Below are 13931 nucleotides of genomic sequence, written 5' to 3' on the forward strand. Positions count from 1 at the left end.
GCCCGCAGCGGCCGACGAGGAGGAGCAGATGACGCTGCCCACGGCGCGCCTGGGCGCGACCGACATGGAGATCACCCGCGTCGGGTTCGGCGCCTGGGCGGTCGGGGGATCGTGGGAGTACGGGTGGGGTCCCCAGAGCGACGAGGAGTCGATCAACGCGATCCGGCACGCCGTCGACCAGGGCGTGAACTGGATCGACACCGCGGCGGTCTACGGTCTCGGACACTCGGAGAAGGTCGTCGCCCAGGCGCTCAAGGGCGTGTCCGACCGCCCGTACGTCTTCACCAAGTGCGGGATGCTCTGGGAGAGCGACGGGAACGTCGCGCGCGTCGCCCGGCCGGAGACGATCCGCCGGGAGGTCGAGGACTCGCTGCGCCGGCTGCGGGTCGAGCGGATCGATCTCTACCAGGTGCACCAGACGCCCGATGACGGCACGCCCGTGGAGATGTACTGGGAGACGATGGCGGAGCTGAAACAGGAGGGGAAGGTCCGGGCGATCGGCCTGTCCAACCACAGCGCGCTGCGCCTGGAGAAGGCCGAGCAGGTCGCGCACGTCGACTCCTTGCAGCCGCCGTTCTCGCTGATCGATCGCATGGCCGCTCCGGAGATCGACTGGTGCGCCCGCGACGGCGCCGGGGTGATCGTCTACTCGCCGATGCAGTCCGGCCTGCTGACCGGCGCGTTCTCCCGGCAGCGGGTCGACACGCTGCCCGAGGACGACTGGCGGCGCCGCTCTCCGGACTTCACCACCGGGCTCGACGCCAACCTGGCGCTGGCCGACGCCCTGCGGCCGGTCGCCGAACGGCACGGTGTGTCACAGGCGGCCGTCGCCGTCGCCTGGACGCTCGCCTGGCCGGGCGTGACCGGCGCGATCGTCGGCGCCCGCAGCCCCGAGCAGGTCGACGGCTGGCTGCCCGCCGCGTCCCTGGAGCTCACACGGGAGGACCTGCACGAGATCGCCACGGCCGTCGCGCGCACCGGCGCCGGCCGCGGCCCCGTACGCCCCTGACTCAGGCGACCTCGATCTCCCCCCGGCCGGTGCTCGTACCCCCCTGACCTCAGGCGACCTCGACGATCGCGTCGATCCCGCGTCGGCCGGTGCTCCTGCGCCCCTGACCTCAGGCGATCTCCACGATCGCCTCGACCTCGACCGGCACCGCGAACGGCAGGGCGCACACGCCGATCGCGGAGCGGGCGTGGCGGCCCGCGTCGCCCCACAGGTCGCAAACGAGGTCGCTGAAGCCGTTGACCACGGCCGGTGTCTGCTCGAAGCCGGGCGTGCAGTTCACGTATCCGGTGACCTTGATCCACCGCCGTACTCGCGACAGCTCGCCGAACTCGCGTTTGAGGGAGGCGAGGGCCGCGAGGGCGCACTGACGGGCCGCCGCCCGGCCCTCTTCCACGGTGAGGTCCGCGCCGACCTTTCCGCGAGCCAGCCGGCGCGGCCCGTCGGCCGGGCCGTGCCCGGACAGGTACGCGAGCGGGCCCGCCACCGTGACGAACTCCAGCCGCAGGGCGACGCCCGACGGCGCGGCGATGGGCGAGGGGAGGACCGCTCCCAGCTCGGACAGGCGTCGTTCGATCAGATCCATGCGGGCAACCTAGAGAAATAAAACGGCGTTCCGCAAGACCTTGAAGAATGAAACGGCGTTCCGTATCTTGTCGGTCCATGGTTCCGCGAAACGACGGCGACGAGCAGCCGGTGCAGGCCGTCGCCCATGCCCTCGACGTTCTCGAACTCCTCGCGGCCGGGGGACCCCGCTCCCTCGGCCGGATCGCCGAGACCTGCGGGCGGTCGAAGGCGACCACGCATCGGCTGCTCGCCACCCTGGTGATCCGGGGCTACGCCGAGCAGGATCCCGAGACGGGCATGTACCGGGCCGGCCTGCGCTGTGTGGAGCTCGGCATGAGCGTCCTGGCGGGAGTACGGATCGGCGACATCGCCCGGCCGCACCTGGAGGAGCTGAACGCCGTCACCGGCGAGGTCGTCCACCTGTGCGTGTACGACCGGGGCGAGGTCGTCTACATCGCCAAGCTGGACTCCCGCCTGCCGGTCGCGCCCCAGTCCCGGGTCGGTGCCCGCGCCCCGGCGCACTGCGTCGCCCCCGGCCGTGCCCTCCTCGCCCACCAGCCGCCTGCCGAGCTCGCGCGCGTCACCGACGCCGGACTGCGGCGCTTCACCGAGAACACGATCACCGAGCCCGATCGGCTGGCCGAGGAACTGACGCGGGTCCGCGAACGGGGATACGCGATCAACGAGTCGTCCTGGCGTCCCGGCGTGTGCGGAGTCGGCGCCGTCATCCGGGACTACACCGGTACGGCGGTCGCCGCCGTCGGCTGCTGCGTACCCGAGTCCCGCTTCGGCGCCGCGCACCGGCGCGACCTGGCCACGGCCGTCACGACGGCGGCCGCCCGGATCTCGACGGCCCTGGGGCACGCCGAGGCGGTGACCGGATGACCTCCCGCCTCTTCGCCGAGATCACCGGCACGGACTCCGGCCGCGACCCGGTCCTGCTGCTGCACAGCCTCGGCCTCGACCACACGATGTGGCGCTCCTGCGCCCCGTACCTCGCCGCCGAGCGCCGCCTGATCACCGTGGATCTGCCGAGCCACGGGCGATCTCCGGCCGACGCGGACACCGGCGCGGGCCTCCTGGCGCTGCTCGACGACGCCGGGGCGGCTCGGGCCCACGTCGTCGGCGTGTCGCTCGGCGGGAACGAGGCTCTCGCCCTGGCCGCCCGGGCGCCGGAGCGCGTGCGGTCGGTCACGGCATCCGGTTCGTTCGCGTTCCTGGACGAGACGGTACGCGCGGCGAGACTGGACGCGACGGTCACGCGCGCGGCGGAGCTGGGCATGTCCGCGTTCGCCGACGCGTACATCGCGGGCACCCTGAGCGCGGAGGCCCGGCAGAAGGACGGGCACCGCCTGCGCGAGGTCCTGGCCGGGACACCACCGGAGGCGTACGCGGCGGCGGCCCGCCGCTGCTTCGCCACCGACCTTCGCCCGCTCCTGCCCGCCGTCCACTGCCCGGTCCTGCTCCTCGTCGGAGAACACGACACGAGGACACCCCGCTCCAGCGCCGAAGGCATCGCCGCCGGCCTCGCTCACGCCGAGATCCAGGAGATCCCCGGAGCCGGTCACCTGGCCAACGTGGACGAGCCGCAGCACTTCGCCACCGCTCTACGGGCGTTCTGGGACGCCGACCGACCGGCGAACGTCACGGGGTGAGCCACGACCGCCTCGACCTCGACCGGCATCGCGAACGCAGCGACCGTGTCGGGTGGGCTCGGTGAGCTCAAAGTGCCTCAGGGGCTCACGTGGACGAACGGCCGGCGGGTGAGCTTGCGACCGGGCGGGCCGGCCAGGCGTCCTCGGTGACCAGGCGGCGGGACAGCAGGGGCTCCCACCAGGAGCGGTGGTCGCGGTACCAGCGGATCGTCTCGCGGATCCCCGTCTCGAAGGAGACCGTCGGCCGCCAGCCGAGCTCCCGGCGGATCTTGCGGGCGTCGAGCAGGTAGCGCCGGTCGTGGCCGGGGCGGTCCGGGACGACCGTCTTCAGTGAGGCGGGGAGGCCGAGCTCGTCCAGGACGAGGTCGGCGAGCTCCTCGATGCTCGCCTCCTCGCCCGTGCCCACGTGGTAGGTGGCACCTTCGGCGCCGCGTTCGACGATCGCCGTGATCGCCGCGCAGTGGTCCGCGACGGAGATCCACTCCCGGCGGTGGCGCGTCGAGGCGTACATCGGCAGGGGCCGCCCGGCCAGCGCGTTGGTGACGAACAGCGGCAGCACCTTCTCGGGGAACTGGTACGGCCCGTGGTTGTTCGCGCAGTTGGAGATCGTCACCGGCATCCCGTACGTGCTGTGGTAGGCGCGCACCAGGTGGTCGGCCCCCGCCTTGCTGGCGCTGTAGGGGGTGTTCGGCCGGTAGGGGCTGGTCTCAAGGAAGCCCTCGGCGGCATCGAGCGGCAGGTCCCCGTACACCTCGCAGGTCGAGACGTGGTGGAAGCGCCCGACTCCGACCCGGCGGCACACGTCCAGCAGCACCTGGGTGCCGAGGACGTTCGTGCGGAAGAAACGCTCCGGCTCGACGACGGCGAGACTGTTGTGCGACTCGGCCGCGAGGTTGACGACGACGTCGATCTCCCGGCCGCCGAGCAGGGCGAGCATCCGCTCCTCGTCGCCGATGTCCGCGTGGGCGAACTCGATGTCGCCGTCGAGCCCCGCGAGGTTCCTCAGGTCACCGGCGTACGTGAGGGCGTCGATCGCGACGATCGTGTCGGCCGGCTCGGCCGCGCGCCAGTGCCGCACGAGGTTGCCGCCGATGAACCCGGCCGCCCCCGTGACCACGATCGTCCTCGGCATCTCCCCGCCATCCGTCACCGCTCCGTCTGGAACCTCGCAGGATACTCACCGGCTCGCGGCCTGCGCGGTGAAGGCGGTGAGGTTGGCGGCCGCCCAGTCCCGGAAGGTCCGGGGCGGCAGCCCGGTGATCTGCTCGACGGTCGGCAGGGGCGTCTGCCCGCGACCGTGGAGCGGACTGCCCATGGCCGCGATCGTGGCGTCGGCGAGCCGCTCGTCCAGGCCGTAGGCGACCATCTGGTCGCGGGACTGCTCCGGGGTCTGGACGGTGACGCCGATGGGCCTGTCCAGCAGCTCGGCGAGGACGGCGATCTGACGCCGCGGCGAGATCGCCTCCGGGCCCGTCACGGGATGCCCCGCGCCGGTGGGGGCCCGGCCGACGAGCAGGTGGTACGCGACGGCGGCGATGTCGACCGGATCGACCGGGGCGACCGGAAGATCGGCGAAGGGCACGGACACCGCATCGGCCGCGGCGATGGACGCCGTCCAGTGCAGCGCGTTGCTCATGAACGCCCCCGGCCGGACGAACGCGCAGCGCACGCCCGAGCGGACGACGGCCTCCTCACCTTCCCGGTGCCAGCGGGTGAGCGGGTCGTCCGCGCCCTCGTCGATGCCGAGGACGGAGAGCTTGACGAGATGGTCGATCCCCAGGGCGGCGGCCGCCTCGGCCACGATGTGGTCCTGCCGCGGACCGTCCGGCCCGCCGGTCAGCAGGAACACCCGGCGTACGCCGGTCAGCGCCCGCCGGACCGCTTCGGGGTCGTTCAGGTCGGCGGCGTACGGCTCGACGCCGGGCAGCCGGTCTCCGCGCTCGGGATGGCGGGACATCGCCCGTACGGTGGCGCCCCGGGCCGACAGGAGGCGGACCAGGGCGCTGCCGACGGTCCCGGTGGCTCCGGTGACGAGGAAATCGGGCATCTCAGTCTCCTTCGCGGGTGATCTTGGGGAGGGCCTGGAGCAGGTGCTCGTGCCAGTCGACCTCGGCCCGCAGGCGGGCGATCTGGTGCTCCGACACGACCAGCTCGGCCGCGCTCAGCCAGGGGCGGGCCGCGGCGAGCCGGCTCTCGGCCGAGGTCAGCCGGGCCCGGAACTCCAGCAACCGCGCGTCGACGATCTCCTGCAGGGTCTCCTCGGCGACCGTCTGGGCGTGGGCGAGGGCGAGATCGAACGGATCGGTGGGGACGACGACCGCCCGCAGCATCTGGTCGTGCAGGGTGCTCAGCGCCCGCCGGCCGTCGGCGGTGATCTCGTAGACGGTCCGCTCGGGATAGTTGCCCTCCCGCTCGGTCCGGACCTCGGCGACCAGCCCCTCGCGGGAGAGCCGTGCCAGCGCGCCGTACAGGGCGCCGGGCTTGACGTCCGCCCAGTGCTCGGCCCGGTCCTCGGCGACCTGCAGGCGCATCTGGTGCCCGTGCATCGGGCCTCGCTCGGCCAGCGTGCTCAGCACGAAGAGACGAATAGCACTCACGAGCGACTACTCTCGCATGAGTAGTCGCGCATGGTCAATCACGAGTCCCGTACGACCAGCGGCGGCGGACGCCGAGCGTCACATCCGATGCCCGCTCAGAACTTCGTGAAGTGGTGGAAGCACTCGTAGGCGACGTCCTGGGCGGCGAACGCCTCGACGTCGGCGCGTTTCACGGCGAGGTAGGCGGCGCTGCGCAGCGGGCCCAGGGCGTCCATGAGCAGGGCGTCGGCCTCGAGGGCGTCGAGCGCCTCGCCGAGGGAGGAGGGGAGACGCGGCGGGCGGTCGGCCTCGGGGAGGGTGTCCGGATCGACGTCGACCGCCGCGCCGGGGTCGGTCTTCGACCGGATGCCGTCCAGGCCGGCGTGGATCACCGCGCCGAGGGACAGGTACGGGTTGGCGCTGGAGTCCGATGGCTTCAGCTCCAGGTTGGTGGTCTCCTCGGCCGCGTCCCGCATCGGCGAGCAGATCCGCACGGCGGCCTCGCGGTTGTCCATGCCGTAGCAGGCGTACGCGCTCGCCCACGACCGCGGGGTGAGGCGCCGGAAGCCGTTGACCGTGCCGGAGGTGAGGGCCGTCAGGGCGGGCAGGTGCGCGAGGAGCCCGCCGATGAACCAGCGGCCCTCATCCGACAGCCCGTACTTGCCGCCCGGGTCGTGGAAGACGTTGCGGTCGCCGGACCACAGTGACAGGTGCAGGTGGCAACCGTTGCCCGCCTGGCCGGGAATGGGCTTGGGCGCGAGCGAGGCCCACAGCCCGCGGCGCATCGCCACCGCCCGTACGGTCTCGCGGTAGAGCACGTGGTTGTCGGCGGCGCGCAGGGCGGCGGAGGGCCGGATCGACAGCTCCTGCTGGCCGTGCCCCAGCTCGGGGTAGTAGTGCTCGACGCGCATGCCCTGGGCCTCCAGGGCGTGGACCAGTTCGATGGCGAAGTCGTGCGCGGCGTGGAAGCCGGTCGCGGAGTAGCAGAGGCTGTCGTCGATGGGGACGAGCCGGTCCGGGCCCTGGTCGGCGGGTATCCGGCGGCCCAGCGTGAACTCCGGTTCGAACGCCGCGACGACGGAGTGGCCGGTGTCCGCCAGCGCGGCGATGGCGTCCTTGAGGAAGGCGCGCGGGCAGGCCTCCCACGGCTCGCCGTCCGGGTGGACGAGGTCGGACAGCATCGCGGCGGCGCCGGGGGCGTACGGGAGCGGTGTGAACGTGGACGGGTCCGCCAGGATGCGGACCTCGCCCACGGGCCCCATGCCCTCGACCGGCTGCAGCGTGTCGAGCATGGTCATCGCCATCATCGCGACGGTGTGCCCGATGCCCGTGTACAGCCGGTCGGCGATCCGGGCCCCGGCGGCCGATTTGCCGCGGATGATCCCGCCGTGGTCGGCGTAGAGGAACCGGACGAGGTCGATGCGGCCCGTCTCGACCCGCTCGGCCACGTGCGCCGCCACCGGGTCGTCGCGCCTTTTTCTGGCGTCCATGCCTCTGGAGTAACACGGAGGGTGAGTTCAGGCCAGTGGCGCGCCGATGTACCGCTGCACTGTCGGGGCCAGGTCGGCGACGAGCGCGTCGACGTCGAGGGCGACGATCGGCGGCAGCCGCAGGATGTAGCGGCACAGGGCCGCGCCGAGCAGCTGGCTCGCCACCAGGGCGGCACGGGTGGGGCCGTCCTCGCCGCCACCCAGGGCCGTGGCGACCTGAGTGGCGAAGATCGTGCGCATGCGCTCGGCCGCGCCGTCGTTGGTGACCGCGGACCGCAGCAGCACGGTCAGTACCTCACCGGGCCCCTCGCCCTCCCACTGTTCGAAGAAATGGCGCACGAAGGTCTCTCCGACCTGGTCGGGCGGAATCGTGGTGAGGTCCGGCAGCCGCAGGTCGAGGTCGACCGCGGCGGCGAACAGGCCCTCCTTGGACCCGTAGTAGCGGATGACCATCGACGGGTCGATGCCGGCGTCGGCGGCGATCGCGCGGACGGTCGCTCGCTCGTAGCCGTCGGCGGCGAAGCGGCGGCGGGCGGCGGTGAGGATCGCCGCGCGGGACTCCTGGGATCGGGCGGTGAAGGCCATGCCCACAAGTGTAGGCCAACAAGTGTTGGCAAAGGGCCGGTGGGGGGCTAGTGTCATTGTCAACAGACGTTGGCCATCAAGCGTTGGCCGCAAGGAGGTCACCGAAATGCCTGAGCTTCCAGACACCACCGAGGTCGCCATCGTCGGCGCCGGCCCCACGGGCCTGGCCCTCGCCGCCTCGCTGGCGGACCGGGGAGTGGAGTTCGTGCTGCTGGACAAGGCGGCCGAGGGGACGAACACCTCGCGCGCCGCCGTGGTCCACGCCCGCACCCTCGAGGTCCTCGAGCCGCTCGGCGTCACCGGCGAGCTGATCGAGCGCGGAGTGATCGTCCCGACGTTCACGGTCCGTGACCGGGACCGGACGCTCATGAAGGTCGACTTCGGCGGCCTGCCCACCGCGCACCCCTACACGCTGATGGTCCCGCAGAGCACGACCGAGGAGGTCCTGCTCCAGCGCCTGCGCGCGCTCGGCGGCGACGTCCACCGGGGCAGCGCGGTGACCGCGGTGACCGGTGACGCCGAGGGCGCCACCGTGCGGCTGGCGGACGGGGGGACCGTCAGGGCGCGCTCCGTCGTCGGCGCCGACGGCATGCACAGCGTCGTCCGCGAGCAGGCCGGCATCGGCTTCACGGGCGATGCGTACGCGGAGTCGTTCATCCTCGCCGACGTCCGCGTGGAGTGGGAGCTGCCGGACGACGAGGTCCAGCTGTTCCTGTCCCCGGAAGGAGTCGTCGTGGTGGCCCCGCTTCCCGGAGGCCGGCATCGGGTCGTCGCCACCGTCGGTGAGGCGCCCGAGCACCCGGACGCCGACGACGTGCGTGAGGTCCTCGGCACTCGGGGCCCGCAGACCTCTCCGGCGCGGATCGGCGATGTCGTGTGGAGCTCACGGTTCCGGGTGCACCACCGGATCGCCGACCACTACCGGGCCGGGCGGACCTTCCTCGCCGGTGATGCCGCCCACGTGCACAGCCCGGCCGGAGGCCAGGGCATGAACACCGGCATCCAGGACGCCGTGGACCTGGCCGGTCGCCTCGCCGACGGGACCGAGGACGGTTATGAGGCCGCGCGGCGCCCGGTGGCCGCCGAGGTCGTGGCGATGACCGACCGGATGACCCGCGCCGCCACCCTCGACGGAAACGTGGCTCGCATGGTGCGCAACACCCTCCTGACCGTGGCCGGCCACAACCCGACGGTCCGGCGCAAGCTGGCGATGCGGCTGTCCGAGCTCTCGGTGGGCCGCTGAGCGGACGGCCGCCGGGCCCGAGTCGCCCAGCGGGGCACGGACGGTGCGCCGCGGCTCGGCTCAGATCGGCGGCCAGGCGCCGTACGTCGGTGTCCTTGGCGGCTCGGTTCAGGTGGTCGGACAGGTGCCAGGTGGCGCCGGGACGTACGTCGGTGTCCTTCGCGGCTCAGTTCAGGTGGTCGGACAGGCGCCGGGCGGCGGCGGACCGCACGTCGGCGTCCTCGGCGTCCTCGTGGCGGAGCCGCCGTAGCCGGGCCCGCGTCGCGCCGTCGAGGGGCACCGCCCCGGCGGCGATCCGGCGCACCCCGCCCTCGCAGTCCCACAGCCCCTCGACCAGGTACGGCTCCGCGACGTGCGGATCGATCCTGCCGAGAGCGCCCAGCAGGTTGGTGCGCAGCTGAGACGAGGCGCTCTCCGTCCAGCCGTACAGCAGCAGGGGGATCGCGGACCGGGTCCGCAGGCGGCCGAGCCCGTCGGTGGGCACTGCGGCCAGGTCCCAGTCCTCCTCGTCGAGGGCGATCTCGAGGGCGTCCAGGAGCGGCCCGGCGTCCACCTCCGTGCCGTGCGCGGAGAGCACGTCGATCCCGACGTCGGAGTACGACCGCTGCTCGGCCACCCAGACGCGGGCGCGGGTCAGCGCGGCGGGTCCCAGGTCGCGGACGGCGCGGCACAACGGCCCGTCGTAGGAGCCGGTGGGCAGGCACTCCTCGACGAGGTCGAGGACCAGGGGACTGTGGCGGCGGCCGAGCTCGAGGATGGCGGCGGTCGCGCCGTCGCCGCGGGCCCGCACGCGGGCCGCCAGGTCGGCGGCGGAATGACCGGTGAGGGAGATCCGCGGCTCGTGCGGGCGTGTCTCGGGTCTGCGCGCCGCGGCGATCCGGGGTTGTCGGCGCGCCCACATTCGCGTCACCGCGCCGTCGACCCCGCACAGCCAGGCGAGCGCGCGGTCGTCGCAGCGGGCCGCCGCGACCTCGTCCAGTCCGTCGGCGAGGGCGGGGTCGTCGAGTTCGACCAGGGACTGCAGGGCGGTGTACCAGTTCGCGCCGTCGGCGGCGTAGCGCCGCAGGGGGAGGGCGGCCTCCCGCCGGCCGAGGCGGACCAGTTGGGCGAGCACGTCGAGGGCCAGGTTGGTCCGGTCCGGCTCGGTGTCCAGCCGATCATCAGGATCGAATATATGTTCGATTATGGGGGTGATCTCGAGCTCCAGGTCGAGGATCAGCCGTGCGAAGTACAGTCCGCGGGCCTCGAGGGTGTCCCATCGAGGGTCGCGGCTGACGCAGTCGTAGATCAGGTCACGCGCGCCAGGCGTGCCGGCGGCGCGGCGCGCGGCGCAGCCACGGCCGCGCTGCAGTCGGCCGTGCAGTGATTCCGCCGGATGAATGACGATGGGTTCCACTGCTGCAGGATGCGCACTCGACCACAAATCGGGCAAGCAAATTATGAGACAGAGTCATGCCCGCTTAGCGAACGCCGGGGAGCGCCGTCCTTCCGCTCAGGGCAGCAGCGGCGCGCCCGCGCCCTTGATCGTGCGGATCACCGGGGCCGTCTCCACGTGGCGTACGCCCTCCAGCGCGCCGACCCGCTCGGTCAGGTAGCGGTACAGGTGACGCGTGTCCCGGCAGGCGAGGGCGACCAGCAGGTTGGTCGGGCCCGTCGTGGCGGCCGCGAAGGTCACCTCCGGATGCCCGCCGATCGCCTCGCCGACGGCCACCAGCTCGGAGGGCAGCACCGACACCCACAGCCGCGCCTCGGTGTGATAGCCGAACGCCTCCGACTGCACGTCGAGGTCGTAGAACAGCACGCCCACGCGGCGCAGCTGGTCCATGCGCCGCCGCACCGTGGACTCCGACCAGCCAGTGACGGAGGCCAGCTCGGCGTGGCCGGTGCGCCCGTCGGCGGACAGCGCCGACAGCAGCGTGTGGTCGGCCTCGCTCAGCTCCATCGGCTCGTACTCCGGCGAGGGCGGCTCGGGCCGTAGCCGGTCGGCCTGCTCCTCCGAGAGCGAGCGGACGCCCGCCCAGCCGCCCGGGCCGCCCGCGAACAGGTGCAGGAGCGCGTGGGCGGTGACCGACGACACCCGGCCCGTGCGCGGCAGTTTCTGCAGCAGCAGGTTGTCGCGCTCCTCCGGCGTCCGGGCCATGGTCCCGCAGGCGATCTCGGTGCCGCCCGACAGCAGGTGCACCCAGAAGGTGTCCGTGCGGCGGGCGAGCGCGGCGGCGACCGCCCCTGCCGCGTCCGGCGTGGCCCGTACCCGGAGCGCCCAGGACACCAGGCCGGCGCGGGGCGCGTCGACGGCGCCGACGACTCGCGCCACCCCGGTCGTGCGCAGCCGCCGGTACCGGCGGGCGATCGTCTGGTCCGAGACCTCGAGCACCTCGGCGATCTTGCTGAACGGGGCCCGGCCGTCGAGCTGCAACGCGTGGACGAGGTGCCGGTCCAGCTCGTCGAGCGTGAGGGAATTCACCACAAGAGAGTAGCGAACGTCGAGAAGCGCCACTCGCGGGCTGCTGGCTGGAGAGTTCCCGTTCGTACGGCGAGGGTGAGGGCCGTCCCCAGAAACCGGAAGGAATCACTCATGCGCAAATGGTGGCCGCTCGTGGCGGTCTGCCTCGGGGCCTTCATGCTGCTCGTCGACGTCACGATCGTGACGGTCGCGCTGCCCGCCATGGCCAAGAGCCTCGACGCGTCGTTCACGGCCCTGCAGTGGGTGCTGGACATCTACGCGCTCGCCCTGGCCGCGCTGCTGCTGGGCGCGGGCTCGCTCGCGGACCTGTTCGGGGCACGCAGGGTGTACGTCGCGGGGCTCGTGCTGTTCGCCGCGTCCTCGCTCGCCTGCGGGCTGGCGCCGAACGCCGCGACCCTCATCGCCGCGCGCGGCGCGCAGGGCGTCGGCGGTGCCGCGATGTTCACCACGACGCTCGCTCTCCTCAACAGCACCTACCAGGGCCGGGACCGGGGGGTGGCGTTCGGCGTGTGGGGCGCCGTCAACGGGCTGGCCGCGGCCGGCGGCCCGATCCTCGGCGGCCTGCTCACCCAGCACGTGAACTGGCGGTCGATCTTCCTGGTCAACCTGCCGGTGACCGTCATCGCGATCGCGCTCACGCTCGCCGTCGTCGGAGAGTCCCGCCGCACCAGTGGCGCCCGGATCGACCTGGCCGGGATGGCCTCCTTCACCGCCTGCGCCGGAACGCTGACGTACGGGCTCATCCGCGCGGGTGACGACGGCTTCACCGCGGCGGTACCGCTCGCGATGTTCGCGCTCGCCGCCGTCGCCTTGGCCGTGTTCATCGTCGTCGAGAGGAGGGCCCGGGACCCGTTGCTCGACCTGGGCCTGTTCCGTAACCGGTCGTTCGTCGCCGTGCTGATCGGCGGTGCCCTCCTGATGGCCTCGGCGTTCGCCTGCCTCGCCTTCACCTCCCTGTGGCTGCAGGGCGTCCTCGGCCTGGGACCGGTACGGGCCGGGGCCGCCCTCATCCCGCTCGCCGGCGCGTCCTTCGTGGTGTCCGCCGTCGCCGGGCGGTTCCTGCACGGCGCCTCGCCCCGGCTGACCATCGGGATCGGGCTGCTGCTGATCGGCGCCGGTTCGGGCCTGCAGGCCGTCCTGGACGCCGGGTCCTCGTCCACCGCGATCATTCCGGGGCTGATCGTCGGCGGCGTGGGCGTGGGAACGTCGATCCCCGTACTGTCGGCGGCGGCGATGAGCGCCGTCCCGCCCCAGCGCGGCGGGATGGCCGGCGGCGCCCTCAACACGTTCCGGCAGCTCGGCTACGCCCTCGGCGTCGCCGTGCTCGGCATCGTCTTCCGCGGCCGGATCGAGCACGTGCTCACCGGCCACGTCGCGGACCCGCACGCGATGGCCGGTGCGGCGAGCGGCGGGCAGGCCCCCCGCCTGCCGATCATCCGCGCCGCCGTGGCGTCCGGCCTCAACGAGGTCTACGCCGTCTCGGCCGGCCTGGGAATCGCCGCCGGGATCATCGTCCTCGCGCTGTTCCGCACGCGGCGGCGGACCGCCGAACGACCGGCGCCGGAGCGCGAGAAGGCCGCCGCCTAGATTCCCCGGGCGAGGGCCTGTCTCGAAGCCGCGCAGTAGGACGGCGGGGCTTCGAGACAGGCCCTGGGTCAGACGCGCCAGCGGCCCTGGTTCAGGACGTTGATCGCCTCGGCCTCGCCCGTCATCTCGACCTGCGCGGCGTCCTTGCGGCCCATGGCCCACAGGGTCAGCTCGCTCGGCCGGCCGTGCACCCGGACCAGCCTGCCGCCCTTCGTGACGCGCTGGGTGCGCCCGCCCGGGTCGACGAATGTGATCTCCACCGGCAGCCGCCGCAGCGCGAACCGGGCCGTCTTCAGCCGCCGCCACAGCTGCTCTTCGAGGGCCGTCGGCAACGCACGGGGCTCCCAGCCCTCGCGGGCCCGCCGCACGTCCTCGTGGTGCACGAAGTACTCGGTGGTGTTGGCCGCGGCGTCCACCACGGACAGCGCGAACGGGGACCAGCCCGGCGGCCCGGCCCGGAAGCGTTCGACCAGCTCGGCGAAGGGCATCGAGTCGCGGGTCTGGAGCCGTACCTTCTCGGTGTGGCCGGCCAGCAGGGGGATCATGATCCCCGGCGTGGCGTCGGGCCGGTGCTCCCGGATGACCAGATGGGCGGCCAGGTCACCGGTGGTCCACCCCTGGCAGAGGGTCGGGGCGTCGGGGCCGGCGTCGATCAGGGCGTCGCTCAGGGCATGGCGCTCGACGCGCGCCCAGTTCTCGTTCCCCATGCCGCGATCGTAGGCCCGCGTCTTCCCGGAGCGGAATAACCCGGGGCCTCC

Annotated in this window: 14 protein-coding genes; 5 read left to right on the top strand and 9 right to left on the bottom strand. The window is 73.0% G+C overall.

Annotation, left to right across the window (positions count from 1 at the left end):
• Positions 1–28: 28 nt before the first annotated feature.
• Positions 29–1009: an aldo/keto reductase gene (locus tag ACQP2O_RS16535; protein WP_433185265.1), complete on the top strand. Its 981-nt coding sequence runs from the start codon at positions 29–31 to the stop codon at positions 1007–1009.
• A gap of 109 nt (positions 1010–1118) precedes the next feature.
• Here the strand turns inward: ACQP2O_RS16535 and ACQP2O_RS16540 are convergent, their stop codons facing one another.
• Positions 1119–1592 (bottom strand): RidA family protein, encoded by a 474-nt coding sequence (locus ACQP2O_RS16540; protein ID WP_433185268.1) that lies wholly within the window; start codon positions 1590–1592, stop codon positions 1119–1121.
• A 77-nt stretch (positions 1593–1669) separates the two neighbouring features.
• Here ACQP2O_RS16540 and ACQP2O_RS16545 point away from each other — a divergent pair, with 77 nt between their 5' ends.
• A complete protein-coding gene (locus ACQP2O_RS16545; protein ID WP_433185270.1) occupies positions 1670–2458 on the top strand; it encodes an IclR family transcriptional regulator in 789 nt (262 codons plus the stop codon).
• Positions 2455–3228: an alpha/beta fold hydrolase gene (locus tag ACQP2O_RS16550; RefSeq protein ID WP_433185273.1), complete on the top strand. Its 774-nt coding sequence runs from the start codon at positions 2455–2457 to the stop codon at positions 3226–3228. Before ACQP2O_RS16545 ends, ACQP2O_RS16550 begins: the two co-directional genes overlap by 4 nt.
• Positions 3229–3313: 85 nt before the next feature.
• Here the strand turns inward: ACQP2O_RS16550 and rfbB are convergent, their stop codons facing one another.
• From rfbB to ACQP2O_RS16575, 5 genes are all read right to left on the bottom strand, one after another.
• Positions 3314–4360, bottom strand: a complete 1047-nt coding sequence (gene rfbB, locus ACQP2O_RS16555) for a dTDP-glucose 4,6-dehydratase (protein ID WP_433185276.1) — start codon at positions 4358–4360, stop codon at positions 3314–3316.
• Between the two features lie 45 nt (positions 4361–4405).
• A complete protein-coding gene (locus tag ACQP2O_RS16560) occupies positions 4406–5275 on the bottom strand; it encodes an SDR family oxidoreductase (RefSeq protein ID WP_433185278.1) in 870 nt (289 codons plus the stop codon).
• Position 5276: 1 nt separating this feature from the next.
• Positions 5277–5825: a PadR family transcriptional regulator gene (locus tag ACQP2O_RS16565; protein WP_433185280.1), complete on the bottom strand. Its 549-nt coding sequence runs from the start codon at positions 5823–5825 to the stop codon at positions 5277–5279.
• Between the two features lie 95 nt (positions 5826–5920).
• Positions 5921–7294: a glutamine synthetase family protein gene (locus ACQP2O_RS16570; protein ID WP_433185283.1), complete on the bottom strand. Its 1374-nt coding sequence runs from the start codon at positions 7292–7294 to the stop codon at positions 5921–5923.
• Positions 7295–7321: 27 nt separating this feature from the next.
• A complete protein-coding gene (locus ACQP2O_RS16575) occupies positions 7322–7879 on the bottom strand; it encodes a TetR family transcriptional regulator (RefSeq protein ID WP_433185285.1) in 558 nt (185 codons plus the stop codon).
• 106 nt (positions 7880–7985) lie between these two features.
• On the opposite strand from ACQP2O_RS16575, the gene ACQP2O_RS16580 reads away from it, so the two are divergent.
• A complete protein-coding gene (locus tag ACQP2O_RS16580) occupies positions 7986–9122 on the top strand; it encodes an FAD-dependent oxidoreductase (protein ID WP_433185286.1) in 1137 nt (378 codons plus the stop codon).
• 166 nt (positions 9123–9288) lie between these two features.
• Here the strand turns inward: ACQP2O_RS16580 and ACQP2O_RS16585 are convergent, their stop codons facing one another.
• Together ACQP2O_RS16585 and ACQP2O_RS16590 are read right to left on the bottom strand one after the other, a co-directional pair.
• Entirely contained in the window at positions 9289–10518 is a 1230-nt protein-coding gene (locus ACQP2O_RS16585; RefSeq protein ID WP_433185289.1) for a HEAT repeat domain-containing protein, read from the bottom strand.
• A 96-nt stretch (positions 10519–10614) separates the two neighbouring features.
• Positions 10615–11586 carry an Lrp/AsnC family transcriptional regulator gene (locus ACQP2O_RS16590; protein ID WP_433185291.1) on the bottom strand — a complete coding sequence of 324 codons (972 nt, stop codon included), beginning with the start codon at positions 11584–11586 and terminating at the stop codon, positions 10615–10617.
• Between the two features lie 111 nt (positions 11587–11697).
• On the opposite strand from ACQP2O_RS16590, the gene ACQP2O_RS16595 reads away from it, so the two are divergent.
• Positions 11698–13173, top strand: a complete 1476-nt coding sequence (locus ACQP2O_RS16595) for an MFS transporter (RefSeq protein ID WP_433185294.1) — start codon at positions 11698–11700, stop codon at positions 13171–13173.
• Positions 13174–13241: 68 nt separating this feature from the next.
• On the opposite strand, the gene ACQP2O_RS16600 is transcribed toward ACQP2O_RS16595, so the two are convergent.
• Positions 13242–13880, bottom strand: coding sequence for a TIGR03085 family metal-binding protein (locus tag ACQP2O_RS16600; protein WP_433185296.1), 639 nt, complete (start codon positions 13878–13880; stop codon positions 13242–13244).
• Positions 13881–13931 lie beyond the last annotated feature (51 nt).

The organism is Actinoallomurus sp. CA-150999 (assembly GCF_050942425.1).
Classification (GTDB): Bacteria; Actinomycetota; Actinomycetes; order Streptosporangiales; family Streptosporangiaceae; genus Actinoallomurus.

What these genes read in the sequence shown, in the direction of transcription:
- ACQP2O_RS16595 (WP_433185294.1), top strand. Translation starts at nt 11,698, where the DNA reads ATGCGCAAATGGTGGCCGCTCGTGGCGGTCTGCCTCGGGGCCTTCATG.
- rfbB (WP_433185276.1), bottom strand. Translation starts at nt 4,360, where the DNA reads ATGCCGAGGACGATCGTGGTCACGGGGGCGGCCGGGTTCATCGGCGGC.
- ACQP2O_RS16570 (WP_433185283.1), bottom strand. Translation starts at nt 7,294, where the DNA reads ATGGACGCCAGAAAAAGGCGCGACGACCCGGTGGCGGCGCACGTGGCC.
- ACQP2O_RS16550 (WP_433185273.1), top strand. Translation starts at nt 2,455, where the DNA reads ATGACCTCCCGCCTCTTCGCCGAGATCACCGGCACGGACTCCGGCCGC.
- ACQP2O_RS16545 (WP_433185270.1), top strand. Translation starts at nt 1,670, where the DNA reads ATGGTTCCGCGAAACGACGGCGACGAGCAGCCGGTGCAGGCCGTCGCC.
- ACQP2O_RS16575 (WP_433185285.1), bottom strand. Translation starts at nt 7,879, where the DNA reads ATGGCCTTCACCGCCCGATCCCAGGAGTCCCGCGCGGCGATCCTCACC.
- ACQP2O_RS16580 (WP_433185286.1), top strand. Translation starts at nt 7,986, where the DNA reads ATGCCTGAGCTTCCAGACACCACCGAGGTCGCCATCGTCGGCGCCGGC.
- ACQP2O_RS16600 (WP_433185296.1), bottom strand. Translation starts at nt 13,880, where the DNA reads ATGGGGAACGAGAACTGGGCGCGCGTCGAGCGCCATGCCCTGAGCGAC.
- ACQP2O_RS16535 (WP_433185265.1), top strand. Translation starts at nt 29, where the DNA reads ATGACGCTGCCCACGGCGCGCCTGGGCGCGACCGACATGGAGATCACC.
- ACQP2O_RS16540 (WP_433185268.1), bottom strand. Translation starts at nt 1,592, where the DNA reads ATGGATCTGATCGAACGACGCCTGTCCGAGCTGGGAGCGGTCCTCCCC.
- ACQP2O_RS16560 (WP_433185278.1), bottom strand. Translation starts at nt 5,275, where the DNA reads ATGCCCGATTTCCTCGTCACCGGAGCCACCGGGACCGTCGGCAGCGCC.